Consider the following 26,056-nt stretch of genomic DNA (forward strand, 5'->3'; position numbering starts at 1 on the left):
CTGTAATGCAATTGGATTGTCCATGTCTCACAAAAATGATCTGCCGCTATTTCAAGATATTCCTTTAATGCCCGATTACGCGATCGAGGAAAGTCTTATTGCAAAAGGCTATCAGAACATTGCCGGAGTGGATGAAGTCGGGCGGGGACCTCTGGCCGGTCCAGTGGTGACGGCTGCGGTTATTCTTGACCGGAATAACATACCTGACGGCTTAAATGATTCCAAAAAGCTTTCGGCAAAGAAACGCGAAGCACTTTATGACGGGATTTTGCGTTCGGCAGTAGCCGTGTCAATTTGTAGCCTGTCGGCAACGGAAATTGATCGTACCGATATCAGAAAAGCCGCACTTGAGGCCATGAGAAGAGCGGTGTGCAGTCTTTCTGTCAATGCAGATTATGTTCTGGTTGACGGGCGCGATATTCCCCCGAAACTTGCTTATCCCGCTCAGGCACTGATAAAAGGTGACGGGCGGTCCCAATCTATTGCGGCGGCATCCATTATAGCAAAAGTCACGCGTGACCGGTTAATGGAAAAAGTGGGAGAAGTTTATCCCGCTTACGGTTTTGAAAAACATGCCGGATATGCAACGGCGTTTCACCGAGCCGCGATAGAACATGAAGGGCCGGTCAAAAAATTGCACCGTTTCAGTTTTGCCCCGATCAAGGGCGCGTTCTAGAGGATTGATATAATGATTATTCTTGCCTCGTCAAAAGACGCCGTTTCAAAAGCTGTTTCCTATCTTGATAAAGGGGAGCTTGTGGCGCTACCGACCGAGACGGTCTACGGGCTTGCAGCGGATGCTACAAATGGCAAAGCGGTTGCCAATATATTCAAAACCAAAGGACGCCCCCAATTCAATCCGTTGATTGCCCATGTCAGCGGTGTGGATATGGCGGAAGACATTGTCGAAATTGACGCAATTTCACAAAAGCTTATGGACACTTTCTGGCCAGGACCGTTAACATTGGTTTTGCCGCTGAAAAATCCGACACCGATAGACCCGCTTACCAGCGCGGGTTTGAAAACTTTGGCGGTTCGCAATCCTGTCGGGATATTCGCGACAATAGTAAAAGAACTCGGCCGGCCGGTTGCAGCACCGAGCGCAAATATATCCGGCCGTTTGAGCAGTACAACTGCGCAGGATGTTGCCGACATGTTCGGAGAAAAAGTGCCGCTTATTATCGATGGCGGCGCAACGCGTGTCGGCGTTGAATCGACAATTATCAAGGTAATGGAAGGACGCATCCTGCTGCTTCGTCCGGGTGGTCTTGCGACCGGAGAAATCGAGAAAGTAACAGGACTGAAGCTTGAACGTGTAGACCAGCGAGCAGCCATCGAAGCACCGGGCATGTTGAAATCCCATTATGCACCCAATGCATTTGTGAGACTTGACGCCAAAGACGTCAAAAACGGGGAAGCGCTTTTAGCCTTTGGAAAACAACAAACCGTAAATGCTGCACATGCTGTTGCAACGCTCAATTTAAGCGAGAGAGGGAATCTTGAAGAGGCGGCGAGCAACCTGTTTCATTATCTGAAGGAACTTGATAGAAAAGATGTTGAATGTATAGCTGTCGAGCCGATACCCTTTACCGGCTTGGGCGAGGCTATCAATGACCGGCTTCAACGTGCAGCCGCACCGAGGAAATAGAAATGATGGACAAAAAGCTGATTGAACGGTTTATAAAAATTGTCGGAGTCAATCACGCTTTGGTGGATCAGGATGTGATTTCATCCTATCTTGTCGAACAACGCGGTCTTTATCACGGGCGCACACCGCTTGTTTTGCGCCCTTCCTCGCCACAAGAAGTTTCGGAAATTATGAAACTTGCGAGCGAAAGCGGAACCCCCATTGTTCCACAAGGAGGGAATACCGGTCTTGTCGGGGCGCAACAACCGGACGAAAGTGCTAACGAGATTATTGTTTCTATGGAGCGTTTGAACAGAATCCGCTCGATTGATGTCGAAGGTAATCTGGCTTTGGTGGAAGCGGGTGTTGTTCTTCAGACATTACAGGAAAAGGCTGACGAGAAGGGGCGCTTTTTTCCTTTATCACTTGGTTCGGAAGGGACTTGCCAGATCGGGGGCAATCTTTCATCCAATGCCGGTGGTACGGGTGTTCTTGCTTATGGCAATACGCGCGAACTCTGTCTGGGGCTTGAAGTTGTTCTGCCGGACGGCCGCATTCTCGACGATTTGCGCTATGTGAAGAAGGATAATAGCGGCTATGATCTGAAAGACCTGTTTATCGGTGCTGAAGGAACGCTTGGTATTATCACCGCTGCCGTTATGAAGCTTTTTCCAAAACCGCAAGGAAAAGCGGTCGCCTATGCGGGCATGAAAAGTCCGGAAAAAGCGTTAGAACTTCTGCTTCTTGCCCAGAAAAAAGCCGGTTCCATGCTTACCGGTTTTGAACTTATGGCAAAGGTCGGAATGGAAATGTCTTTGCACTACGTCAAAGGCGCTCATGCTCCACTTGAGCATGAAAGTGAATGGTATGTACTGCTTGATCTTTCTTCTTCCCATAGTGATGGTGAGGCGAGCAACACGATAGAAGATATTCTGGCAGATGCACTCCAACAGGGGATTATTGAAGATGCCTCCATTGCCCGTTCGGTGAGCCAGCAGAAGGAATTCTGGCGGCTTCGCGAAGATATGTCACCGGCACAGAAATTGGAGGGCGGTTCGATCAAACATGATATTTCTGTTCCTATCGCCTCGATTCCCGATTTTATCAGTGATGCGGCGAAAATCATTGAAGCTATCTCGCCGGGTGCCCGCATTGTCTGCTTTGGCCATATGGGCGATGGTAACCTGCATTATAATGTGTCGCAACCGGTTGGCGCCGACAAACAAGCCTATCTTTCCCTTTGGGGGGAAATGAATCACCGTATCCATACACTGGTTATGAGTTATAATGGTTCATTTTCGGCCGAACACGGGATCGGGCAATTGAAACGCAAAGAACTCGTTGCCTTCAAATCTCCGGTAGCACTTTCTCTCATGCATTCGATCAAACAGCTATTCGACCCGAAAAACATCATGAATCCGGGAAAAATGCTATAAGTTTTGGTGAATAATAATTTAAAGCGCTGTTTGTAATTCGATAACCAAAAAACAAACCAATAATTTTTTAACCTAACCTTTTAACAAACCTATTAACAAAGCTCGCTAAGGTGTTCCCGATTGAATTGAAGAGGATATTGGGGACAAATATATGGCCACTCAATGGGCTAATCGGGCAAAAGCAGGGCTTGAACTGAGACTGGATCCCTGCCATCTGCCACAATATGTTTCTTTCGATGTTCAGGATAAGACCATTGTCTGTTCACTGAACGAGCGTGGAGCAGCGTTAAAAATCGAAGATGAAAACGGTGCTTCACGTGTGTCGCGTCTGGTGCTTGCCCATCAATTCAAAGGTGTTGCTGCGCGCGCTGTTGTGACTTCTTCAGGGCAAAAAGCGGTTTCTCTGGAGTTGTTACACCGAAATCATGATATATGCATTCCGCTTCTTGTTTCGCGCGATCTTGATGATGTGCTTCTCGATTGGCGACTTTGGGCAGATACCTATGATTTGCCGATGCTTCTTCTCAATGATGATGGTTCGGTTATTCCTGTCAAAGATCGCTCGCCGCTTGAACATTTTTTTGGTAAACACCCGCACCAACACGCAAAAAAGAACTTTTCATTGAGGTGTCGGGGATGCTCTCTGGGCATAAGACTGGTTATCAACAATCAGGTTATGCTTGGATAACGCAATTGAACCACATCCGGAAACGGTCACACTTTTTGCTGCAAGCCTGTCTTTGGTGGAACGGATCATGAAAAGCTAGTAATTTCGATCAAATCGCATTTCTTTAAAGACGACAATGATCCGATAATTTTGAAGGATAATGGTGTTCGGTTTCGGCAATAGAAAATAAAATTTGCGGAAATTTTCATTTATTTTTTTGCCATTTGACAATGAACCGGTGTTAAGCTTACCAGCGGTTTTAAACCGGAGGACCGAATGACGCGGCAAATTATTTTTATACTTGAAAAGCAGGATGCGATTGAAGCGCTTACAGCCTATTATCGCGATCATGCCCTATCAAAACGGACATTTACCAGTCTTTTTCTCCTATGGATAACGGCAGTTGCTGTCATGTCGGCGGTTCTTGTGGTGATTGATGGTGCCGATTGGTATCAGAACTGGGGGCATTCGCTCTATAGAATTTCAGCCATTTATGCCGCGATTATCATTGCAATCTGGGCACTGAATTATTTTGTTCTCATCCCCCACCATGTCAAACAACTGGTCAAAAATGACAAACAGATCGGGCTTGAGCAAACCTGGGTTTGGGATGACCATGCAGTGGCAATAAAAAGCTCCTATATCCGCGGGACATATCCTTTCCGCTTATTTTCCGGTTGGCGGGAATATCCGACATTCATCGCATTATATATATCGCCCAAAAAATTCAATGTATTGCCCAAAGCACCGATAAACGAAGAACAGTTGGAAGATTTGCGCAGCATTTTCAAACGCGAAATAGCGGCTGAAGAAAAATAGAATAAGCGACTTTTGATAAATTCACTTTGAAACCGGATTAGAAAAGCCTGCCACGTTGTAAATAAAACGATTTTGTTAAACCCGACCGGTAAAATGAATACCCGTCCTATAAAACCGTCGAAAGTGAAGCTGTCTTTTTTGAAAATGCTTCACATTATCCGACACACCCTTTAATGCCCGATTTCCTTGATGATTTTTACCGGACAGGCAACGAATGATGCACTGTTTGCAACATCCTGTTTTATAGTCATTCTGATTTCATTATCCAGTATCAGGAAATTATAACGCACGAAACGGAACGACAGCCCGCTTATATCAAACGATGTTTTTTCCGGATATTCGGCGTTTTACCCGATCAATCGGTTTTTAGCTGCTTCTTCCCGCTCGATTGCGCGCCAGCCTATATCATGGCGATAAAATCCCTCCGGCCAATCAATCAATTTTATCGCTTGATAGGCTTTTTGCTGCGCCTCTTTTACAGTTTTACCGGTTGCTGTGACATTCAAAACCCTGCCACCATTGGCTATGATCTTTCCGTCTTTCAATGCCGTACCGGCGTGGAAAACTTTCACGTCAGGAAGTTTATCCGCTTTTTCTATGCCGGAAATAATACTGCCACGTTGAGGCGCTTCCGGATAACCTTTTGCGGCCATGACAACAGTCAAAGCTTTGTCGGTTTTCCAGTTGAGTTCGACATTTTCGAGATTACCCTTTGCGAGGGAATAGAGAACCGGTAGAAGATCGCTTTTTAACCGCATCATCAGAACCTGACATTCAGGGTCACCGAAGCGGACGTTGAATTCGATAAGTTCGGGGCCTTTTTTTGTAATCATCAATCCGACAAACAGAACGCCGCTGAATGGGCAATCAAGATCGGCCATGCCACGAATGGTAGGCTCGACGATTTCATTCATAACGCGCTTTGTCATATCTTCGGTCATAACGGGTGCCGGAGAATAAGCGCCCATGCCACCGGTATTGGCTCCCTTGTCACCATCACTCACGCGTTTATGGTCTTGTGCAGAACCGAAAGGAATGGCCGTTTTCCCGTCACAAAGGCAAAAGAAACTCGCTTCCTCACCTTCAAGAAATTCTTCCACAACAATTTCAACCCCCGCTTTACCGAAGGCTCCGGCAAAACAGGCGTCAACCGCTTCAAGAGCTTCCTTTATTGTCGTGGCGACTGTTACACCTTTACCGGCAGCCAAACCATCGGCTTTGATAACGATCGGCGCGCCTTTTTTTTCGATATAACTTTTAGCGTCGTTTGCATTTTTAAAACGTTGGTAAGCGCCGGTTGGAATATTATATTTGGCGCATAAATCTTTGGTAAATCCTTTTGATCCTTCAAGCCGTGCAGCGAGTTTACTTGGCCCGACAACAAGAATCCCGGCATTACGAAGGGAATCTGCAAGCCCATCGACAAGAGGTGCTTCCGGACCGATGACAACGAGTTGAATGGCATTGTTCTTGCAAAATTCGCCAACCACCTTATGGTTTTTTACATCAAGTTCGATATTGTCGGCCAATTCGAGTGTTCCGGGATTTCCGGGTGCACAAAAGAGCTTGCCAAGAAGGGGAGAAGACGAAATTTTATATGCCAATGCATGTTCGCGTCCGCCTGAACCAATGAGAAGAACGTTCATTGCTTGCTCCTGCTGAAGAAGATGTTAAAACCGTTGCTCTTGTCATAGAAACGAAATGCTTTAGCTTCAAGGTAAAAGGTGTGCTGTTATAAATGGTAAACAACAAAAATATGACTTCCGCGAGCTTGAGCAATGGCGAAACAGTCCAAAAGGAAGGTGTGAGAGGGCGTGTCTTCGATGCGCCATCCGGTCATTGGGTATATCACTTTTTACCGCGTTCCCTTTGGCCTTATGCCCAATTGGCACGTTGGGACAGACCTATTGGTTGGAAGCTTCTGATGTGGCCGTGTTTCTGGTCATTGATCCTTGCCATGGATGCGCCGGTTTTTGCCGCACAATCGCATCCATATGCGTTTATTCTGGCAATATGGTATCTTTTTCTTTTCTTTATCGGTGCTGTTGCCATGCGGGGCGCCGGTTGCACATGGAACGATCTCGTTGACCAGAAAATTGATAACAAAGTCGAACGGACACGGTCGCGGCCTTTGCCATCCGGTCAGGTCAGCCGGCTTCAGGCGAAAATTTTTATGGGGCTGCAATGCCTCGTCGGGCTTTTCGTACTGGTACAATTCAATCTGTTCAGCATTATACTGGGTATTTCATCGCTTGTTGTTGTGGCGATTTACCCGTTTATGAAACGTGTCACAGACTGGCCGCAGTTTTTCTTGGGTCTTGCCTTCAATTGGGGGGCATTGATGGGGTGGGCGACAATTTTCGGCCGTCTTGATTTTGCACCTCTGTGCCTCTATTGCGGTTCGGTTTTGTGGACCATCGGATATGACACCATCTATGCCCATCAGGATAAGGAAGATGATGCAATTGTCGGGGTTCGTTCCACGGCAAGGCTCTTTGGTGAAAATACCAAACCGGCTCTTATCGTCCTTTATAGCGGTTTTATAGTGTTGAGCCTCGGTGCGTTTATTCTGGCCGGTGTTCCAACTTTAGCCTATCTTGGCATCGCCCTTGCAGCCATTCACATGTTTTACCAGATTATCACAATCGACATTGACAATAATAGCGAGTGTCTGAGGTTGTTCAAATCCAATTCCATCGTCGGCTGGCTGATATTCCTTGGTCTGGTGTCAGGCTATTTCGCACGCTAATTTTGTGACAATCAAACCAAACGCGTCAATCAATCAGATGTATCAATCCGGCTTTGTAACTCGATCAAAGCCGGACATAGCCGTTGGTTGGAAAGCGTGCCATTCGCGGCTGAAATGCTTACGGGTATAAACGGTGTTTTTCCCACGATTTCACATCGGGTGAAGGACGGGAAAAAACCACACGGTCATGAAGCCTGAATTGCCTGTCATGCCAGAATTCTATTGAAAGCGGCTTGATTCTGAAACCCGACCAGTAAGGCGGGCGGGGAATGTTGCCGATCGCATATTTGGCCGTATATTCTGCAACTGCTTTTTCCAAAGCAAAGCGGCTTTCAAGCGGTCGGGATTGTTTGGATGCCCATGCACCGATGCGGCTTCCTCTTGCACGGGATTGATAATAGGTATCAGCTTCTTCATCGCTGACTTTTTCAACCAGTCCACGTACTCTCACTTGCCTGCGCAATGATTTCCAATGGAAGCATAAAGCGGCCTTCATGGTAGCAAGTATTTCGCGGCCCTTATTGCTTTCATAATTGGTATAGAACACAAAACCATCCGTGTTGACAGCCTTCAAAAGCACCATACGCACATCCGGAAGCCCGGTCGGATCCACCGTTGCAAGAGCCATGGCATTGGGGTCGTTAACCTCGCTTTTTTCCGCGTCATCCATCCATGTTTTGAACAGTGCGAAAGGTTCATGAGCCTCGACAAAGTCACCAGTTTTTAACGTTTTATCTGTCATAATGCATCCGAATTATGTGTTTTGCGTATCATAAAGTGTTGTCAAACTACATGGCCGACACAGAAAAAAGTGAGCTATGGAAGCTTTTTTTAATTTAAAAAGCCGGCTTTGTCGTTTTGTTATTTTTGTCACGATCATGTGGCCAATGCAAGGCTGTATCATATCGGGTGACAAACTTGATAATATGGGTTCGGCGCTCTCGTCGCGAGAAAACAATGTTGATACATCGCTTGTCACCGGTTCGGTCAATTCTCAAGCCACATTGCCGGGCGATCCTATCGTCCAGTCCGACGAACTTGTTATTCGCGACGAAATCAGAACAATCGGAAATCTGGCCACTGCCCCCGAAGAATTGAAATGGGATAACAGCATTACCGGTAGCGAGGGGACAATCAGCGCGATTGTCGAAAACACCGATAAGGGACGCAAATGCCGCCGGTTCAAAACAACCCGTTCAGCCTATGATGGCGAGAACCTCTATCACGGGCAAGTCTGCGAAATAGCGCCGGAAGTCTGGACAATGACCGCCTTTGATATGGTGCATTGAAGTTCGTAATCGGGGCAATCAAAAACGCTTAAAAAAACATTTAATGATCTGGTATTTTTGCTATTTGATAGGCATATAGAGAATGAGATATTTTCCACCTTCGGGGTGGAGTAGTTTTTATAAAGCCGTTTTGGGTAAAGCCCATTTTCGGCTGGAAAGAGGATAAATATGCGTGATCCCTATACGGTTCTGGGTGTGGCGCGCACTGCCAAACCGCAAGAGATTAAGTCTGCATTCAGAAAACTGGCTAAACAATATCATCCTGATCTTCATAAGGATGATAAAAGTGCTCAGGATAAATTTGCCGAAATCAATCAGGCCTATGAAATTCTAGGAGACAAGGAAAAGAAAGAAAAATTTGACCGTGGCGAGATTGATGCCGAAGGCAAGCCTGTCTTTCAGGGATTTGCCGGTGGCGGGCAAGGTTTTGGCGGCGCTCAAGGATTTGGCAGTCGCAGTAACCCGTTCGGCAATGGCTCCAGTCATTTCGAGTTTCGTTCGGGCGGCGGAAATAGCGGCTTTGACGCGGGTGATATTTTTCGCGATCTCTTTGGTGCAGGAAATGGTGCGAACAGGGGCGGCGGTTTTTCCGGCTTTGGCAGTCGCAGCCGTGCCCAAGCTCCCAGACAGGGAGCCGACATTCATGCAAGTCTCGATGTAACATTGGAGCAGCTTGTCGGTGCCGATAAAGTTGAAGCCATTTTCCCGAATGGCAAGAAACTTAAAATCAAACTTCCCGATTATGTCGAGGATGGTCAGACAATCCGGTTGAAAGGGCAGGGTGAAACGACACCTTACGGTCGGCCGGGTGATGCTTTGGTGACGATCCACATCAGAAAGCATCCCCATATCCATGTCGAGGGAAGAGCACTTCATCTCGATTTGCCAGTCTCTCTTAAAGATGCTGTTCTGGGTGCCAAGATTCCGGTTGATACACTTGACGGGCGCATTATGTTGACGATACCTGCATGGTCGAGTTCGGATAAAGTCTTGCGCTTGAAAGGACGGGGGCTACCTCTCAAAACGGGTGGTCGGGACGATCTTTATGTTCATGTCCGCATTATGCTTCCGGAAGGTGGCGATGCGGGACTTGAACAATTCATGAAAATGCAAGCTTGAAAATTAACGGTTGGAGCGATCACAACAACGCTGCAATAAAAGCGGGAATGAGGATTGTCATGAAGATAAATTTGGTTCTCGCTTTTTTGCTTTCACATCTGTTTTGCCTGCCTGCATTATCTGAAAACTTCACGAAAGGCGATATTACGGTTGAAAGCCCGTGGGTACAAAAATCCGATACGGGCGAAAATCGTGCGGAAGGATTTGCCCTTATCCATAATGGCGGTTTCAATGAAGATCGCTTGTTATCAATCAGCGCGGATATTTCCGATCACGTGGTGATTCACGAAACCATCAAACAATATGGCAAGGTCAAGATGCAAAAGGTTGTAGAACCTCTTGCAATCGAGCCGAACGGTTATCTTGAATTCAAACCCGGTGATTATCATTTCATGTTTTTCAACTGTCGTGATGAATTACGCGAAGGTGAAATGATTCCCGCTGTTTTGCATTTTGAAAAAAATGGAGATGTAAAAGTCAATTTTACCATCGAAACACCCGACGATGTTCCCGATAATCCTTGACGGGAAAGTCGGCTGTTCTTTTAAAACCGATAACCAGCGCAATCGAAATTCTTGTCACCAGCGCCTCCGAAATCCGGCCTTATTGTAAGGGGGTTAATGTCGGGCAAATGGTCTTTTTCATCCTATGATAGATTATTATAGACATTTTATCGGCAATCAGGGGGCACGATAGGCAACAATATCCCGATTTTTCCGATTAAAGGCAAGCAGGCAAAATAAAACGGAATTGTCTGTTTTTTAACTCTGATACCGTTCGGTTTGCAGGTTTGATTGTTAAGGGGGTCGCTTGTTTCCTGTCTGTTTTCCAATCTTTATTGCAACGTTATCTTGGCGGCAAAAAATCAGTTAAAAGGGAGCCGCAAGTTAGCTGCCATTGTCGGGGTCTTTACCGGTTAAAACTTGAAACCGGTTGGCATTTTTAACAATTTTTTGTGTTTACGTTGCATAATTATAGGTTTCCACGAACAAATTGCACCAATTACTTGAAGAAATGCGTGAGCTATGTCATAGGGCAAAAAGCGAAAACTGATATCAAGCAATTATGAGGCAATACCAATGGGTGACAGTAACGGTTTGTTGCGTGGCAAGCGCGGTTTAATTCTTGGGCTTGCAAATAATCATTCAATTGCATGGGGTATCGCAAAAGCTGCACACAATGCCGGTGCCGAACTTGCTTTTACCTATCAGGGGGAAGCACTTAAAAAACGTGTGGTACCGTTAGCAGAAGAGGTCGGGGGATTTGTTTGTGGCCATTGTGATGTAACGGACGCAGCGTCAATTGATGCAGCATTCGATGCGGTAAAACAGAAATGGGGGAAAATCGACTTTCTCGTTCATGCAATCGGTTTTTCCGACAAGGATGAGCTGACAGGACGTTATGTTGATACGACGGAAAGAAATTTCAACATGACGATGAATATTTCTGTCTATTCCCTTACAGCAGTGACCCAAAGGGCAGAAAAATTGATGCCTGATGGTGGTTCCATTCTGACTTTGACTTACTATGGTTCGGAAAAAGTCATGCCGAATTATAATGTTATGGGGGTTGCCAAAGCCGCACTTGAAGCGAGTGTAAAATATCTTGCTGTCGACCTTGGGCCTAAAAAAATTCGCGTCAATGCTTTATCGGCTGGTCCGATCAAAACATTGGCTGCGTCAGGTATCGGTGACTTCCGGTATATACTCAAATGGAATGAATACAATGCGCCCCTTCGTCGGACAGTTACGATTGACGAGGTTGGCGATTCCGCACTTTATCTTGTTTCGGATTTGTCCCGTTCGGTAACCGGCGAAGTTCACCACGTCGACGCCGGATATCATGTTATTGGTATGAAAGCAGTCGATGCACCGGATATTTCTGTTGTAAAGGATTGAGAAAGTGTCCAAGCGTCCACTTATTTATTTTTCCCGTCATGGTCAGACAGATTGGAACATTACCAAACGCATTCAGGGGCAGATTGATCGGGATATTACCGAATATGGTCGCCAGCAGGCTGCACGTAATGGCCGGTTGTTGAAAGAGCTGTTGGGGGAAGCCGAAGGCTTTGATTTTGTTGCCAGTCCGCTGCGGCGCACCCGTGAAACTATGGAAATCATCCGTGGTGAAATGGGGCTTGATATTCGCGGCTATCGCACGGATCCGCAGTTGATGGAAATGCATTTCGGTGATTGGCAAGGCACAACCGAGGATGACATAGCAAAAGTTCATCCCGAATTGATTGCCGCACGTGTGGCCGACAAGTGGAATTTCTTACCCCCTGGCGAAAAGGCGGAAAGCTATGCCATGCTTGCCAGACGTGTCAAGGATTGGGTCGAAAAGGTTCAAGGTAATACGGTTTGTGTGACCCATGGCGGGTGTCTGCGTTCAATCATGCATATTTATGGTGGATTGAGCGAAGCGGAAGCTGCCAATTTTATGGTCGATCAGGATCGTATTTTACGTTTTGACGAACACGGGTTGGAATGGCTTTAAGTTATTTCCCGACCTTGCGGTAAAACCATTATACGCACACCGGATTCGACAGAAAGAAACGGTGTGCAACCGCAGAATTTATATGAAACTTCGGCGTCATGTGTGCAAATGCGGTGTTAGGTGGGCAACTGCACGATTTTGCGTGTTTTATTGAATAAAATAAAAGCCGGTCGGGAACGATTATCAACCTTCCTGCGGTTCAATATCGGTGACGTAACGGTTATTGCCTTCTGTGTCATAAAACACAATGACTTTCATACCTTCATTGAGCACGGAATAATCGAATTCACCTGGTAAACTATATGTTTTTCCATTATCAAGCTCGATCGTATTATTGTCCTGGTCGATAACTGTTATCGTTCCCTTGACATCATCAGCAAAGGCTAACGCTGGAAAAAGAAACGTTGCTAGTATACCCGCAAAAACCAGTTTTCTCATAATAGACCTTTCAAAATTATCGGATTTCAATTCCAAATCAGCCTAATTAATGTCAACCGATTGTGTCGAAACCATAGCCATAGGTCAATCAAAAATCGAGTATATGAAATAATACGGCAATTTTGTCGAAGAATTGCTATTCCGGCCTCATTATAAAACAAGGTCAAATCGGAATTGGCAGGAATTGTGGAAAAATTTCCAATTATCGAGCAAAATTGTTCTTATCCCGCTTTGCTAATGTTTGACCGGAAGCAAAAAGGTTAATAGAACAAACAAGGTTGCAAAGTTGGATTGGCGTTTTCATGTCATATAATACATTCGGTGAATTGTTCCGCGTCACAACATGGGGCGAAAGCCATGGACCGGCTCTCGGTTGTGTCATCGACGGCTGCCCTCCGGGAATTAAATTCTCGGTTTCCGAAGTCCAAAGCTATCTTGATAAACGCAAGCCCGGACAATCGCGCTACACAACACAGCGTCGCGAGGCCGATCAGGTCAAAGTTTTATCGGGCGTGCTCCCCTGTGATGACGGGGAAAAATTGGTTACGACCGGAACGCCTATTTCCATGATGATCGAAAATACCGATCAACGGTCAAAAGATTACGGGAATATTGCCCGCGAATATCGTCCCGGACACGCCGATTACACTTATGATGTAAAATATGGCATTCGGGATTATCGGGGTGGCGGGCGTTCTTCTGCCCGCGAAACGGCGGCGCGTGTGGCTGCCGGCGCGATAGCGCGCAAAGTTGTTCCGGATGTGCGTATTCGGGGTGCGATCATCGCCATTGGTACGATTGATATTGACCGCTCACGCTGGGATTGGGATGAAGTCGAAAAAAATCCTTTTTTTACGCCTGACAAGGTCGCTGCTGAAAAATTTGCGGCCTATCTGGACGATATTCGTAAAAAAGGTTCTTCAATCGGTGCTATAGTGGAAATTGTTGCAGAAAATGTACCGGCCGGTCTTGGTGCACCGGTTTATGGGAAACTCGATCAGGATATTGCGTCTTTTCTCATGTCGATCAACGCTGTCAAGGCTGTCGAAATCGGTGAAGGATTTCATGCTGCACGCTTGACAGGCGAAGAAAATGCAGACGAAATGCGCCATGGGGAAAATGGAAAACCGGTTTTTTTAAGCAATCACGCCGGTGGTATTCTGGGAGGAATTTCCAACGGTGAACCGATAATTGCGCGTTTTGCTGTTAAACCGACATCATCAATATTGATACCGCGGCGTTCTGTGGATGTTGACGGAAATAATGTTGATGTTGTGACAAAAGGGCGGCACGATCCTTGTGTTGGAATAAGAGCTGTACCGGTAGGAGAAGCAATGGTGGCATGTGCTATTGCCGACCATTATCTTAGACATCGTGGCCAAACTGGCCGGATCTGAAAGGACTATTATGACATTCAACCAGAAATCGGTCGTTGACGCTATAAGGGCATTTGAACGGGGCGAAATTGTCGCTGTTACGGATGATGACGGACGTGAAAACGAGGGCGACCTTATTGTTGCAGCCGTTCACTGCACACCGGAAAAAATGGCGTTTATTGTGCGCAATACGTCCGGTATCATCTGCGCACCAATGACGGGGGAAGAAGCAAAGCGCCTCAATTTGGCGCCAATGGTTTCAAATAATGATTCGGCCCATCATACAGCTTTCACAGTTACAGTCGATTTTCTGCACGGCACGACAACCGGAATTTCTGCCGAAGACCGGACGCTGACGGTGCGAAATCTCGCAAACCCGAATGCTAGCGCATCCGATTTCAGTAGGCCGGGACACGTATTTCCGCTTATTGCCCGTGAAGGTGGCGTGTTGATGCGCTCCGGTCACACCGAAGCTGCCGTCGACTTGTGCAAACTTGCAAATCTCCCGCCTGTCGGTGTGATCGGCGAATTGATGAATGACGATGGAACCGTCAAGCATGGCCCAGAGGTGAGAAAATTTGCGAAAGAACACAATCTCCATGTCGTAACAGTGGCCGATCTTATTGCCTATCGTCAACGCAAGGAAACGCTCATCGAACATGTTGACGAGATGAAAGTCGATACACTTGTGGGACCTGCCGTCGCCCACAGCTATCAATTGCCTTGGGAACCGATGCAACATGTTGCAGTTGTCTTCGGCGACATACGCGATGGTGAAAATATTCCTGTCCGTTTGCAACGTGAAAATGTTGTTGCCGATGTTTTTGGCAAAAAACACGAAATTGAATCTGTTCTGCGGCTTATGGCAGAAAAAGAAAAACGCGGCGTATTTGTCTATCTCAGAGCCGGGTCTGTCGGGGTTGGTTCTGCCGATGAAATACGCGACCGCGAAATGGCTATGGAGGGACTGGAGACGCATGAACAGGCTGTCGCGCGTGAGGAAGAATGGCGCCAGATCGGCTTGGGCGCACAAATTCTAAAAAGCCTCGGTATTACTTCGGTCATTCTTTATGCCTCGCGCGAAAGACATTATGTCGGTCTTGAAGGCTTTGGTATCCATATTGAAAAAACAGATATTTTGTGAGGCTTGAATGGCAGAAGAGAAAGACAATGCGGACGTTTCGCAAATGAGCTTCGAGAAAGCACTTGGTGCTTTGGAAGAGATTGTTGAAAAGCTTGAACGGGGAGACGTTGCGCTCGATGAGACGATCCGCATTTACGAACGCGGCGAAGCATTGAAAAAGCATTGCGACCAGCTTTTGAAAGCAGCAGAAAACAAGGTTGATAAAATCCGTCTGTCACGTGAAGGTCAACCGGAAGGTTTGGAACCGCTTGATGCGGAACACTAATCGGAACGTTAACCGGAAGGGCGGAGCCGCTTGATGCGGAACCCTCGTCAAAAGAGGAATTTTAGGAGATAGGGGCCGCCTCCCCAAACAAGAGTCCACGAGGCTGCCCCGATAATATTGGCGACCAGAAATTTCGGAAAAGCCATGCCGCCGGAACCTGCAATAATCCCGTTCAATTGACGTAAAACCACAATGAAGCGGGCTGTTGCGACAAAGAAAAAGCCGCGTTTGTCAAGCATGGCCTCGAATTCTTCAAGACGTTGTGGTGTCAGTTTGACGTAATGTCCGTAGCGTAACAACAGTTTTTTGCCTCCGAAATGGCCGATGGCATAACCTGTACAGTCGCCCAGTACGCTACCAGAAAACGCGCATATCAACATGGGTAACAGATCAAGCTTTCCGGCAGCCGCCATAAGCGAACCGGCGATGAGGCCGCTTTCTCCGGGAACAGGCGCTCCGAATGATTCGAGATAGAGGATAAAGAAATAGGCAAACGGGCCATATTGCGAAATCCAATGCTCTAAATATTGTTCAACCATTGCCTATCATCTAATTTACGCTAATCTTATAAGAATAATCAGAAAGCCTGACTATAATTTGGCCATATGTCGCATTTTCGTTCGTAATCAAGTTCATCATAAAACTCGAAAAATGTGTAACGTCGATCAAATCGGGTGGGGTGAGGAGATAATCATCACAATTTGATGAACAGCGGAACATAATAAATTAAAATTTTTGAGTTTTGAGGTGCAAATATCTTCCAAAAGCTGTAAAGCTTCAACAGTCGGTAAAATATGTTAACAGTTGAAAAAACCAAGGAAAATAATTTGTCGCGACCATCAACACCATTGTTGGACAAGATACATCTGCCGGAGGATCTGCGCCGTTTGCCGGAAAGCTCCTTGACAGAAGTCGCTAATGAATTGCGGGCAGAAACTATTGATGCTGTATCGGTAACAGGGGGGCACTTGGGCGCGGGGCTGGGCGTGGTAGAACTGACTGTTGCCCTGCATTATGTTTTCAACACGCCTGAAGATCGTATCATTTGGGATGTCGGCCATCAGGCTTACCCGCATAAGATATTGACCGGAAGGCGGGATCGTATCCGCACTCTTCGTCAGGAAGGCGGGTTGTCGGGTTTTACCAAACGCAGTGAAAGCATTTATGATCCGTTCGGGGCTGGGCATTCCTCTACGTCCATTTCTGCCGGATTGGGTATGGCTGTAGCCAGTGAACTTAAACAGGAAAAACAGCGCAATGTTATAGCCGTTATCGGTGACGGTGCAATGTCGGCAGGTATGGCCTATGAGGCGATGAACAATGCCGGTTCGCTTGACGCACGCCTCATTGTTATTCTCAACGATAATGATATGTCGATTGCTCCGCCAACCGGTGCTATGAGCGCTTATCTTGCACGGCTGGTTTCAAGCCCCTCTTACAGGAATTTGCGCGAGCGTGCCAAAGCTTTGAGCAAAAAGCTTCCCAAATTTTTCTGGGATAAAGCCCGTCGCGGGGAAGAATTTGCACGTGGTTTTCTAACCGGCGGAACACTGTTTGAAGAGTTGGGGTTCTACTATGTCGGACCGATCGACGGCCACAATATCGAGCATCTCCTGCCGGTTTTGAAAAATGTCCGCGAGCATCCGAACGGTCCGGTTCTTGTCCACGTTATTACGCGCAAAGGCAAGGGCTATGCACCGGCTGAAGCAGCAAGTGACAAATATCACGGCGTTAGCCGTTTCAATGTTGTAACCGGCGAACAAATAAAGGTTCAGAGCAAAGCTCCCTCCTACACCAAAGTATTTGCCGATTCTTTGATTAAGGAAGCAACGCTTGACGACAAAATTGTTGCGGTTACGGCTGCAATGCCTACCGGAACGGGGCTAGACAAGTTTGCCGCAAAGTTTCCTGAACGTATGTTCGATGTCGGTATTGCCGAGCAACATGCAGTCACTTTTGCAGCCGGCATGTCTTGCGAAGGTATGAAACCTTTTGTGGCTATTTATTCCACATTTCTCCAGCGTGCTTATGACCAGATTGTTCATGATGTTTCCATACAACAATTGCCGGTGAAATTTGCAATAGACCGTGCCGGTTTTGTCGGAGCCGACGGTTCAACCCATGCCGGAAGTTATGACACGGTCTTTTTGTCCGCACTTCCGGGGTTTGTCGTCATGGCACCTTCGGACGAGCGCGAATTGATGAATATGGTGCGCACAGCCGCAGCCTACGATCAGGGGCCGATTTCATTCCGTTATCCACGTGGTGAAGGTGTCGGTTTGAAATTGCCGGAACGCGGCGAATTGATTGAAATCGGTAAGGGGCGTATTGTGCGCGAAGGCAATAAAGTTGCACTTTTGGCCTTTGGTACCAGATTGCAAGAGGCGCTTGCTGCCGCTGATGAACTTGCCGCTGCCGGTCTTTCGACAACTGTTGCAGATGCCCGATTTGCAAAGCCTCTCGATGAAGATCTTGTTCGCCGTCTTGCTCAGGAACATGAGGTTCTTGTCACGATTGAAGAAGGCGCGGCGGGAGGTTTCGGTGCACAAGTCTTGCAATTCCTTGCAAAAGACGGATTGCTCGACAGGGGATTGAAAATCCGCACTCTGACATTGCCGGATAAATATCTCTATCATGGCCCGCAAGCGAAAGTTCTTGCCGATGTTGGTCTTGATAGACGCGGCATTGTGAACACGGTTTTTGCTGCTCTTGGGCGCGAAGCATTGGCAACACCGCAAATCAGAGCTTGAAATGCCCGAACGGCCAAGATTGGACACGCTTCTGGTTGAAAGGAATTTCTTTTCAACGCGTTCACGTGCCAGAGACGCAATTTCAAGAGGCACGGTAACAATCAACGGCATTGTTGTAAAAAAGCCGGGTCAGCCTGTTTTGGAGAACGCCGATATTGCGGTTTTTGACCCTGCACAACATTATGTATCCCGTGCTGCTTTGAAACTGATTGCTGCAATTTCATATTTCCCTGTCAAAACAAAGGGTGTGACTGCTCTCGATATCGGTTCTTCAACAGGTGGATTCACTGAGGTTTTGCTTGAAAAAGGAGCAAGCCACGTCATAGCAGTCGATGTCGGACACGGGCAACTCCACCCTTCGCTTGTCGGTCACCCTGCTATTACCCTTTACGAGGGGCTGAACGCCCGCGACCTTGAAGGCAGGCATCTCGAAAATCGCCAAATCGGGCTTGTGGTTTCAGACGTGAGTTTTATTTCGTTAAAATTGGCTTTACCACCAGCCTTGGAACTGGCAAAACCGGGTGCTCAGGCGGTGCTTCTTGTCAAACCTCAATTTGAAATCGGGCGAGAGGGCATTGGCAAAGGCGGGATTGTCAAAGACCCATCCCGCGCCGAAAGTGTGGCTCGCGAGCTTTTTAACTGGCTTGACGCACTTGATAACTGGCATGCAAAAGGGCTGATTGCGTCACCGATCGAAGGTGGTGACGGAAATCGCGAATATTTACTTTTTGGAGAAAAAAGCAATGATTGAAGAGGTCGTGATCGACCATGTCGGTGTCGCCGGTGATGGTGTTGCAAAGACGAAGCATGGCGCAGTCTATGTCCCGTTCGCGCTTCCTCACGAAGTTGCCAATATCGCCGTCGAAAATGGTCACGGGACTATTATTGCTTTAAAAAAAAGCTCGCCCGAAAGGGTTGAAGCAAAATGCAGACATTTCGAGGACTGTGGTGGTTGTGCCTTGCAGCATTGGGCCGATGAACCCTACCAAATGTGGAAAAGGTCTTTGGTTGTTGAAGCATTGGAGGGGAGAAAAATAACAACCGATGTGGAGCCGATTATTCCATGTGAGCCGCATACACGCCGTCGCATGATATTGACTGCCCGCGTAACGCCGAAAGGACAAATTGTCGGGTTCAATCGTTATCAGTCACATGATGTTATAGCAATCGAGGAATGCCCCGTCTCGCGTCCGGAGCTTGTTGACGAACTCGCCGCTATCAGATCGCTTGCTGCTTTATTGGCAAATTACGCGAAGGAAATACGGATTAACGTGACATTGGCGGAAAACGGAATTGATGTCGCATTGGAGGGTTGTAAAATCAATGACGAAAGATTGCGCCAGCGGCTCGTAGAAGAGGGCTTGAAGCAATCCTTCATACGTTTGACGGCGGATGGCGAGATCATCATAGAGAAAGAAAGGCCGGAACTCCATTTCGGTTCGGCTACAGTCGAACTTGCAGCAGGTGGTTTTTTACAAGCAACCAAAGAAGCAGAAGAGTTTATGGCGAGCCTTGTCATGCAAGGTTTGAAGAAAGCAAAAAACGCGGCCGATCTTTTTTCCGGTGCGGGCACATTTACATTCCGCATGGCCGAAAAGATGAAAGTTCATGCTGTCGAAAATGATGATAGCGCTTTAAAAAGCCTTGATCGTGCCTATCGGCAATCGGTCGGGCTGAAGACTGTAACCTATGAGAAGCGGGATTTATTCCGTCGCCCGCTCCTGCCGCGTGAACTGGAAGCTTTTGACGGGCTTGTTTTCGACCCGCCGCGGGCAGGTGCAGAAGAACAGGCGCGGGAAATTGCCAAAACGAATATCCCGCATGTGGTTGCGGTTTCCTGTAATCCGGTCACAATGGCGCGTGATTTGTCTATTTTGGTCGAAGGCGGTTATACAATCGAAAAACTTGTGCCGATAGACCAGTTTTTATGGTCACCCCATGTCGAGGCCGTCGCTTTGCTTAAAAAGCGCAAGCCCAAACCGGGCTGGCACCTTTAAAGAATTAAAACAGCTATAATCTCTAGCAGGATTTGATTTGCGGTGCGGTTTGCGGATTTTTGTAGAACACCGGCCTTAAATAAACGCCGGCAGTGTTTCCGAAAAATGCCGCTGCAACCCAGAGCCAACCATGCAAGCTTCCCGACGCAATGCCTGAAAAATATGCGCCGATATTGCAGCCGAAGCCAACGCGGGCACCATAGCCGAGAAGCAATCCGCCGATCACGGCAGCGCATGCAGAGCCGATGGGCATACGGAATTTGAAAGCAAAACGACCGGCTAGACCAGCGGCCAACATTGCACCGGCAATAATACCGAAATCCATGACCGACGTGACATTGGAAAATATGCTTGAGGCGAGATTTTTGGCATTTCCGGGGTTTTGCCAGAACTGCCAACTTGCGACATCGACACCGAGAGCAGAGCTGATCTTCGCGCCCCAAATCGGAAAAGCGCCGGCAATGCTCCACGGTTTACCGGAAATGACCAGTGTCAGATAATTGAGGAGCGCCAAGGCAACGCCGCCCCAAACCATTGGCCAAGGGCCGCGGAAAAACCGTTCAAGACCTTTATGAGTTGTCGCCTTTTCCTGTTCAAGTGTGCCATGACGACGTTTTTCGATGACAACGGTCAGTGCGGCAATAATTGCAAAAAGGACGAGCGAAACAACAATGCCTAATGGCGCGCCAAGGGTTTTAACGAGTGACACGGGTTGTAAGGCGGGCATATTTGCCCAGAATGATGCATGTGCCGTTGAAATAAAGCCGCCAAGCACAAAAAATGCGAGAACGAGAAGCATACGGGCATTACCGCCCCCAAGGGTAAACAGCACACCCGAAGCACAGCCACCGGCAAGTTGCATTCCGATGCCGAACATAAAGGCTCCGATGATAACCGAAAGGCTCAAAGGGGCGAGCGAGCCATTGACGGGATGCCCAAAAACTTCGCCAAGGCTTAAAGTCGGGAAAAAAAGCAGGACGGCAATTGCCAGCATCAGCATTTGCACGCGCAAGCCACGCCCGCGGCCATCAAGGATGAAATTGCGCCAGGCGGATGTAAAGCCGAATGATGCATGGTAAAGCGTTATTCCAAGGGCTGCACCGACAAGAAGCAAAAGCCCTTGCTCGACACTATAGGCAGCCGAGAGCCAAATTGCGGCAAGCACAATGAATAAAGCGCTGATAATTTTTGGAAGTGTAAAATGATGAGACAGCTTTTGAGGCTGACCAGACACGACCGTGTACATGGAAGTTCCTTTCAATCATGAAAACCCACATGGGGCGATTTCATTACTTTGCCTACAAAATTCGGTTTCTATTTTCAACGCAAAGTACAGAAAAAACAAGATAATTACGTCACAGAAACAAATTTTTCCGATTTATTTTTTGCGAAATAAAAGGCCAGTTTGTACTATCGGGTCGGCGTCTCCCAATTTTCCATGTTGTCGGTCAACCACCGGATAGGAAAAGGAAATTATTTTGAATTGAAATCTGAAGAGCAAATTGAACTATAAATAATAGAGGCGCGAGCCTGTTCGGGAGACATGAAAAACAAGTGCTTCCTCTTATTGTCCGGCGCCGGAAGAGGTGGTCTTTGGAAACCACTTTGTTCTATCGGGATTTGAAGCATAACGGTGACGGCGGGTTCAAAAGATTTAAACCGTTCCCATCAGGATTCGACGCTCCCGCATGCATTGCCCCCCGCACCGGTCATTCGGCCAGAATAGAGGGCGAATGTCCGGCAATTGCTATAGATGCAGAAATGGAACTACTATAGATGTAGAAACGGAACAGGTTTTTTGAACAACTTTGCATCAAGCCGTTCAAACGGCAGTGCCACCAATCGTCATTGCATTGATACGCAAATGTGGAAGTCCAACGCCGACAGGAACACTTTGACCATTCTTGCCACATGTACCGATACCATTATCAAGTTTCGGGTCGTTACCGATCATTGTGATGCGTTTCATGGCTTCAGGGCCATTGCCGATAAGTGTAGCCCCTTTAATCGGGGCAACGATTTTGCCATTTCTGACGCGGTAAGCTTCGGTGCATTCAAACACAAATTTTCCGGAAGTAATATCAACCTGTCCGCCGCCGAAGGAAACGGCATAAATCCCATCTTTCAAGGAGCCAAGCACTTCTTCAGGTGTGTATTGGCCGCCTAACATCATTGTATTGGTCATTCTGGGCATTGGCGCACAGGCATAGGATTCACGCCGTCCGTTGCCGGTGGGGCGCATACCCATCAAACGCGCATTAAGCCGGTCTTGCATATAGCCGACAAGCTTTCCGTCTTCGATGAGAACATTACGTGCGGAAGGTGTTCCCTCGTCATCAACCGTGAGCGAGCCGCGCCGCCCTGCTATCGAACCGTCGTCAATAACAGTCACGCCTTTTGCGGCAACCTGTTGCCCCATGAGGCCTGAAAATGCAGAAGTTTTCTTCCGGTTGAAATCACCTTCAAGCCCGTGCCCGACTGCTTCATGCAACATGACACCGGGCCACCCGCTTGCAAGAACAACGTCGAACGTGCCTGCCGGCGCAGGCTCCGCTTCAAGGTTCACCAAAGCCATGCGGAGCGCTTCGTCGGCTGCCATTTGCCAATTGTCTTCGGTAACAAAGCGGTCGAAAGCTTCACGACCGCCACAGCCATAAAAACCGTTTTCAAGCCTGTCGCCTTTGGCGGCAACCACAGATACGGCAAGGCGCACAAGCGGGCGAACATCATGCACAAGCTCGCCATCGGCGCGCAAGATTTCGACTTGTTGCATCGAACCGGCTAGCGAAACAGAAACTTGCCGGACAGCATCATTTTTGTTGCGAATATAGGAATCGATCTTTTCGAGCAGAGCGACCTTTGATTCAAATGAAGGTGAGGAAAGGGGGTTCAGTTCGTCATAGAGTTTTTTATTGGTGCCACGCGGTGCAGCACTATAATTTCCGTGGTAACCGTGGGTGACAGCTTTTGCAGCATCGGAAGCTCTGTTCAAGGCTGCTTTTGTCAGTTCTCCGGAATGGGCATAGCCCGTTGCCTCACCTGCGACAGCACGTAAACCGAAGCCCTTATCCTGATCGAACGAGCCATTTTTCAATCTTCCATTATCGAAAAGGAGTGACTCGCTTTCACGATATTCAAGAAACAATTCACCATCATCTGCATCTTTCAATGTGTTCTTTACGATTGACTGAACATCATTGGCTCCAATGTCGAATTGTTCGATCAGCGGTTTCATAAAATTTTCCTGTCTTTTAAACGGCCATTTGTATTGTTTTATATAAAAAGCGCCAACGCTTTTATAAAGGCCGCTTCAAGCTTTTATTCATGGAAAAATATTTCATTGGCATGACCGTGTCTTCATCACTCTTTGGGGAGCGCTGCATAGGCTTCCTTCAAGCCGTTAAGATCAATCATGCCGCCGACGCCTTCCTCAGGCGTTGTGAATATGAAATAGGTTGCCATTTTCCCGTCAAGGAAAGATTTCAGATCATCGTCTTTCAAGAAGGCTTCGGCTACGCAATTGTCACCAAGACAACGGCGATATTCCATTTTACCCATATCTTTATTGTCAATCTTGATACCAACGCCCAAGCGCAATTCTACTCTGATCGGAACAAAAACCCGCATCAGCGTTCCCTGATTTTTAGGCAACTTATAAAGTGTCACACGAAAAGCAATGTCGGGGCGGTTTTGTGCCCGAACATTTTGTACGACCTCGCATTGGACATTGGGTGTGCCCGGTGGCAGAGAGCAAACCTTGGTCCAGGCTCCAAAGGTTTTGGGTGCAGGAACTTCCTGTTGATTTGGCGTTTGCGCCACTGTCACGGGAAGACAAAACCCGATTGTTGTTAAACAAAACGCCGCAACGCTACAAGCTCGTTTGAAGAATTGACGAAGTGACATAAGAACTCCTGCTCGAATCATCATGACGTTATCGTGCTTAAGCCTTCATGAAAAGTGCCCAACAGCTCTAGAATATAAACCATACACAACTGATATAACATAGTGTTCAATTCTTGGGCGAGAACATGGCAAAAACTGGAAAATTTGACAATTAAGGCGATGAAGTGTTTCTATTTGGGTCTGTTTGTCGCATTGTTTTGATATTGAAATGTTGTTAAAGCAGTGAAAAAGTGGTTCCGCAGTCGCTTGATTGCTTGATTTATTTGGCAAAATTGATGTCTGAATGCGTAAAAAAAAGTTTCTTTTCATCGATATTGAACCTGGATAGCAGGGCAATCGGTACGCTCTATCTGGTGCTCGCCATTGTTGCAGGTGTCGTCGGTGCAGTCTTTTCTTTTGTTCTACGGCTTGCTCTCAATGGCTCCGATCTTGCCTTTCTATCGCTCATTGTTCCATCCGATCCGGCTTTATTGTCTTTTATGAACACCGCACACGCACTGATTCTGGTGTTTTTCATGGTTATGCCGGCATTGATCGGCGGTTTTGCCAATTGGTTTGTACCACTCATGATTGGCACACATAATGTTGCGTTTCCTCGTGCAAATCTGATTGCCTTTTTATTGTTGTTACTCACTGTTCTTTCAGGTTTCGCTGCCCTCTTGTCGTTTGGCGATGAAAGCCGGTTCAAAATTTTAATGTTGGCGAGCATTTTCATAGGCTCGATGTCATTTATTATCAGCTTTATCAATTTTATCACGACAATCATAACAATGCGTGCACCCGGCCTCACACTTGCACGTTTGCCGGTTTTTGTCTGGTCGGTGCTTGTCGCTTCTTTTCTCGGATTGATGTCGGTTCCGGCGATGTTGGCGGCGTTGACCGGATTGGTATTAAGCGGACCTGTTTCTGTTGATAACCCGTCAATGATGGTATGGTTTTTCAGCCATCCCGAAATCTATGTTCTCCTGTTACCGGCTTTCGGAATTGTCAGTGAAATTCTGGTGACATTCACGAAACGTCGCCTCTGGATGGAAAACGGTGTTGTGGCAGCAATGGTGTTTATCGGCACCATCGGCTTTATTCTATGGATGAATGATCTTTTTGAATTCCGGACACCTGATGTCATGGCCCGTTATTTCAGGGTTGCTTTGCCTCTTATCATTTTGCCAACCGCTTTTATCCTTTTGAGCTGGTTTGTAACTTTGGTTAAAAGCCGTTTCAAATTCGAGACGCCAATGCTCTGGGCTATGGGCTTTTTCTTTGTTGTTTTGATGGGGCAGCTTTCTGCATTGCAGCTTGCAGCAACGGGCAATAGTGTAAACGGTGCAAACCAGTCCGCTTTTGTTGCGCATTTTCACTACATACTGTCGTTGAGTGCGGTTTTCGCGATTTTTGCGGGTTGGTATTATTGGTTGCCGAAAATGACCGGCTATATGTGTCGCAGTCTCACAACGCGGATACACTTCTGGTCGCTATTTGTCGGCGTGAATGCTATTTTTCTGCCACAGCATCTCGACCAATTAACCAATGGACTTATCTTCGGTTCGACAGTTTCGGGTATTTTCTCTTCTGTCGGGGCAGTTCTTGCTGCTTTTTCCGTTATCGTATTTGTCTATGGTGTATGCGAAACATTCGTTCGTAAGACAAAAGCGCAGAGCAATCCGTGGGGAGAGGGCGCTTTGACACTGGAATGGCAGTTGGCTTCTCCGCCTGACAGAAATGTTTGGGAAAAAGTGCCCGTTATCACGAAATGATGGCGGCTATTGAAAATAACCTCATGTGACAGCGTTTATCGAGGTAGCCGGACTTTTTGTGAATTCGGATCGGGCTTAACTGGCCGGACGACAGTATTCGAGCCAATGTGGAAGAGACCGGTTGATATTCTTCGCCATATCGGCGCAACGGTGTCATCAGGCTATTGCTTCCGCCGGTTATTGATTTGGCCAGCAGTCGATTTTGTCCGGCAATTGATTTGTTTCTC

At 47.3% G+C, this 26,056-nt stretch carries 25 protein-coding genes; 18 read left to right on the forward strand and 7 right to left on the reverse strand.

Annotation, left to right across the window (positions count from 1 at the left end; all coding sequences use genetic code 11):
• The first annotated feature begins 22 nt into the window (after positions 1-22).
• From GQS64_RS04705 to GQS64_RS04725, 5 genes are all read left to right on the forward strand, one after another.
• Positions 23-676, forward strand: coding sequence for a ribonuclease HII (locus tag GQS64_RS04705; RefSeq protein WP_077991394.1), 654 nt, complete (start codon positions 23-25; stop codon positions 674-676).
• Between the two features lie 12 nt (positions 677-688).
• Positions 689-1,648, forward strand: a complete 960-nt coding sequence (locus GQS64_RS04710) for an L-threonylcarbamoyladenylate synthase (protein WP_077991396.1) — start codon at positions 689-691, stop codon at positions 1,646-1,648.
• Between the two features lie 5 nt (positions 1,649-1,653).
• Positions 1,654-3,063 (forward strand): FAD-binding oxidoreductase, encoded by a 1,410-nt coding sequence (locus GQS64_RS04715; RefSeq protein ID WP_198230898.1) that lies wholly within the window; start codon positions 1,654-1,656, stop codon positions 3,061-3,063.
• Positions 3,064-3,214: 151 nt separating this feature from the next.
• Complete coding sequence (locus GQS64_RS04720; protein WP_077991397.1) at positions 3,215-3,751, forward strand: DUF6101 family protein; 537 nt, start codon at positions 3,215-3,217, stop codon at positions 3,749-3,751.
• 255 nt (positions 3,752-4,006) lie between these two features.
• A complete protein-coding gene (locus GQS64_RS04725; RefSeq protein WP_077991401.1) occupies positions 4,007-4,549 on the forward strand; it encodes a YcxB family protein in 543 nt (180 codons plus the stop codon).
• A 347-nt stretch (positions 4,550-4,896) separates the two neighbouring features.
• Here the strand turns inward: GQS64_RS04725 and purD are convergent, their stop codons facing one another.
• Positions 4,897-6,195, reverse strand: a complete 1,299-nt coding sequence (gene purD / locus GQS64_RS04730) for a phosphoribosylamine--glycine ligase (RefSeq protein WP_198230770.1) — start codon at positions 6,193-6,195, stop codon at positions 4,897-4,899.
• 92 nt (positions 6,196-6,287) lie between these two features.
• On the opposite strand from purD, the gene ubiA reads away from it, so the two are divergent.
• A complete protein-coding gene (gene ubiA / locus GQS64_RS04735) occupies positions 6,288-7,298 on the forward strand; it encodes a 4-hydroxybenzoate octaprenyltransferase (protein ID WP_369805213.1) in 1,011 nt (336 codons plus the stop codon).
• Between the two features lie 118 nt (positions 7,299-7,416).
• On the opposite strand, the gene pdxH is transcribed toward ubiA, so the two are convergent.
• Complete coding sequence (gene pdxH, locus GQS64_RS04740) at positions 7,417-8,040, reverse strand: pyridoxamine 5'-phosphate oxidase (RefSeq protein WP_077991406.1); 624 nt, start codon at positions 8,038-8,040, stop codon at positions 7,417-7,419.
• A gap of 145 nt (positions 8,041-8,185) precedes the next feature.
• Here pdxH and GQS64_RS04745 point away from each other — a divergent pair, with 145 nt between their 5' ends.
• The 5 genes from GQS64_RS04745 (at position 8,186) to GQS64_RS04765 (ending at position 12,202) form a co-directional block, all read left to right on the forward strand.
• Positions 8,186-8,587, forward strand: coding sequence for an RT0821/Lpp0805 family surface protein (locus GQS64_RS04745; RefSeq protein ID WP_198230771.1), 402 nt, complete (start codon positions 8,186-8,188; stop codon positions 8,585-8,587).
• Positions 8,588-8,755: 168 nt separating this feature from the next.
• The gene (locus tag GQS64_RS04750) at positions 8,756-9,706 is read left to right on the forward strand and encodes a DnaJ C-terminal domain-containing protein (RefSeq protein WP_198230772.1); all 951 of its coding nucleotides are present in this window, start codon (positions 8,756-8,758) and stop codon (positions 9,704-9,706) included.
• 59 nt (positions 9,707-9,765) lie between these two features.
• Positions 9,766-10,230 carry a copper chaperone PCu(A)C gene (locus GQS64_RS04755; protein WP_198230773.1) on the forward strand — a complete coding sequence of 155 codons (465 nt, stop codon included), beginning with the start codon at positions 9,766-9,768 and terminating at the stop codon, positions 10,228-10,230.
• A gap of 555 nt (positions 10,231-10,785) precedes the next feature.
• On the forward strand, positions 10,786-11,604 hold the full coding sequence (fabI, locus tag GQS64_RS04760; RefSeq protein WP_077991416.1) for an enoyl-ACP reductase FabI: 819 nt from the start codon (positions 10,786-10,788) through the stop codon (positions 11,602-11,604).
• A gap of 4 nt (positions 11,605-11,608) precedes the next feature.
• Positions 11,609-12,202 (forward strand): histidine phosphatase family protein, encoded by a 594-nt coding sequence (locus tag GQS64_RS04765; RefSeq protein ID WP_077991418.1) that lies wholly within the window; start codon positions 11,609-11,611, stop codon positions 12,200-12,202.
• A gap of 183 nt (positions 12,203-12,385) precedes the next feature.
• Here GQS64_RS04765 and GQS64_RS04770 read toward each other — a convergent pair whose 3' ends face one another.
• A complete protein-coding gene (locus tag GQS64_RS04770) occupies positions 12,386-12,640 on the reverse strand; it encodes a DUF1344 domain-containing protein (protein WP_077994475.1) in 255 nt (84 codons plus the stop codon).
• A 302-nt stretch (positions 12,641-12,942) separates the two neighbouring features.
• On the opposite strand from GQS64_RS04770, the gene aroC reads away from it, so the two are divergent.
• Genes aroC through GQS64_RS04785 form a run of 3 tightly spaced genes read left to right on the forward strand, consistent with a single transcriptional unit; the run spans position 12,943 to position 15,425 of the window.
• Positions 12,943-14,037, forward strand: a complete 1,095-nt coding sequence (gene aroC, locus GQS64_RS04775; RefSeq protein ID WP_077994477.1) for a chorismate synthase — start codon at positions 12,943-12,945, stop codon at positions 14,035-14,037.
• 10 nt (positions 14,038-14,047) lie between these two features.
• Positions 14,048-15,160, forward strand: coding sequence for a 3,4-dihydroxy-2-butanone-4-phosphate synthase (gene ribB, locus GQS64_RS04780; RefSeq protein ID WP_077991419.1), 1,113 nt, complete (start codon positions 14,048-14,050; stop codon positions 15,158-15,160).
• Positions 15,161-15,167: 7 nt separating this feature from the next.
• Complete coding sequence (locus GQS64_RS04785) at positions 15,168-15,425, forward strand: exodeoxyribonuclease VII small subunit (protein ID WP_077991421.1); 258 nt, start codon at positions 15,168-15,170, stop codon at positions 15,423-15,425.
• Positions 15,426-15,472: 47 nt separating this feature from the next.
• Here the strand turns inward: GQS64_RS04785 and GQS64_RS04790 are convergent, their stop codons facing one another.
• Positions 15,473-15,964 (reverse strand): DedA family protein, encoded by a 492-nt coding sequence (locus GQS64_RS04790; protein WP_198230774.1) that lies wholly within the window; start codon positions 15,962-15,964, stop codon positions 15,473-15,475.
• Between the two features lie 288 nt (positions 15,965-16,252).
• Between GQS64_RS04790 and dxs the strand changes: the two genes are divergently transcribed.
• Genes dxs through GQS64_RS04805 form a run of 3 tightly spaced genes read left to right on the forward strand, consistent with a single transcriptional unit; the run spans position 16,253 to position 20,172 of the window.
• Positions 16,253-18,175 carry a 1-deoxy-D-xylulose-5-phosphate synthase gene (gene dxs / locus GQS64_RS04795; RefSeq protein ID WP_198230775.1) on the forward strand — a complete coding sequence of 641 codons (1,923 nt, stop codon included), beginning with the start codon at positions 16,253-16,255 and terminating at the stop codon, positions 18,173-18,175.
• A 1-nt stretch (position 18,176) separates the two neighbouring features.
• Positions 18,177-18,926, forward strand: a complete 750-nt coding sequence (locus GQS64_RS04800; protein ID WP_198230776.1) for a TlyA family RNA methyltransferase — start codon at positions 18,177-18,179, stop codon at positions 18,924-18,926.
• The gene (locus GQS64_RS04805; RefSeq protein ID WP_198230777.1) at positions 18,919-20,172 is read left to right on the forward strand and encodes a class I SAM-dependent RNA methyltransferase; all 1,254 of its coding nucleotides are present in this window, start codon (positions 18,919-18,921) and stop codon (positions 20,170-20,172) included. Before GQS64_RS04800 ends, GQS64_RS04805 begins: the two co-directional genes overlap by 8 nt.
• 22 nt (positions 20,173-20,194) lie before the next feature.
• Here GQS64_RS04805 and GQS64_RS04810 read toward each other — a convergent pair whose 3' ends face one another.
• The 3 genes from GQS64_RS04810 to GQS64_RS04820 all read right to left on the reverse strand — a co-directional run bounded on the left by GQS64_RS04810 (position 20,195) and on the right by GQS64_RS04820 (position 24,075).
• On the reverse strand, positions 20,195-21,406 hold the full coding sequence (locus GQS64_RS04810) for a YeeE/YedE family protein (protein WP_369805216.1): 1,212 nt from the start codon (positions 21,404-21,406) through the stop codon (positions 20,195-20,197).
• A gap of 588 nt (positions 21,407-21,994) precedes the next feature.
• The gene (tldD, locus tag GQS64_RS04815) at positions 21,995-23,407 is read right to left on the reverse strand and encodes a metalloprotease TldD (RefSeq protein ID WP_198230779.1); all 1,413 of its coding nucleotides are present in this window, start codon (positions 23,405-23,407) and stop codon (positions 21,995-21,997) included.
• 125 nt (positions 23,408-23,532) lie between these two features.
• Positions 23,533-24,075: an invasion associated locus B family protein gene (locus GQS64_RS04820; protein WP_077991431.1), complete on the reverse strand. Its 543-nt coding sequence runs from the start codon at positions 24,073-24,075 to the stop codon at positions 23,533-23,535.
• Between the two features lie 275 nt (positions 24,076-24,350).
• Here GQS64_RS04820 and GQS64_RS04825 point away from each other — a divergent pair, with 275 nt between their 5' ends.
• Complete coding sequence (locus GQS64_RS04825; protein ID WP_198230780.1) at positions 24,351-25,829, forward strand: cbb3-type cytochrome c oxidase subunit I; 1,479 nt, start codon at positions 24,351-24,353, stop codon at positions 25,827-25,829.
• Positions 25,830-26,056: the final 227 nt, after the last annotated feature.

It is taken from the genome of Bartonella sp. P0282, assembly GCF_048452985.1.
Taxonomy (GTDB): domain Bacteria; phylum Pseudomonadota; class Alphaproteobacteria; order Rhizobiales; family Rhizobiaceae; genus Bartonella; species Bartonella choladocola.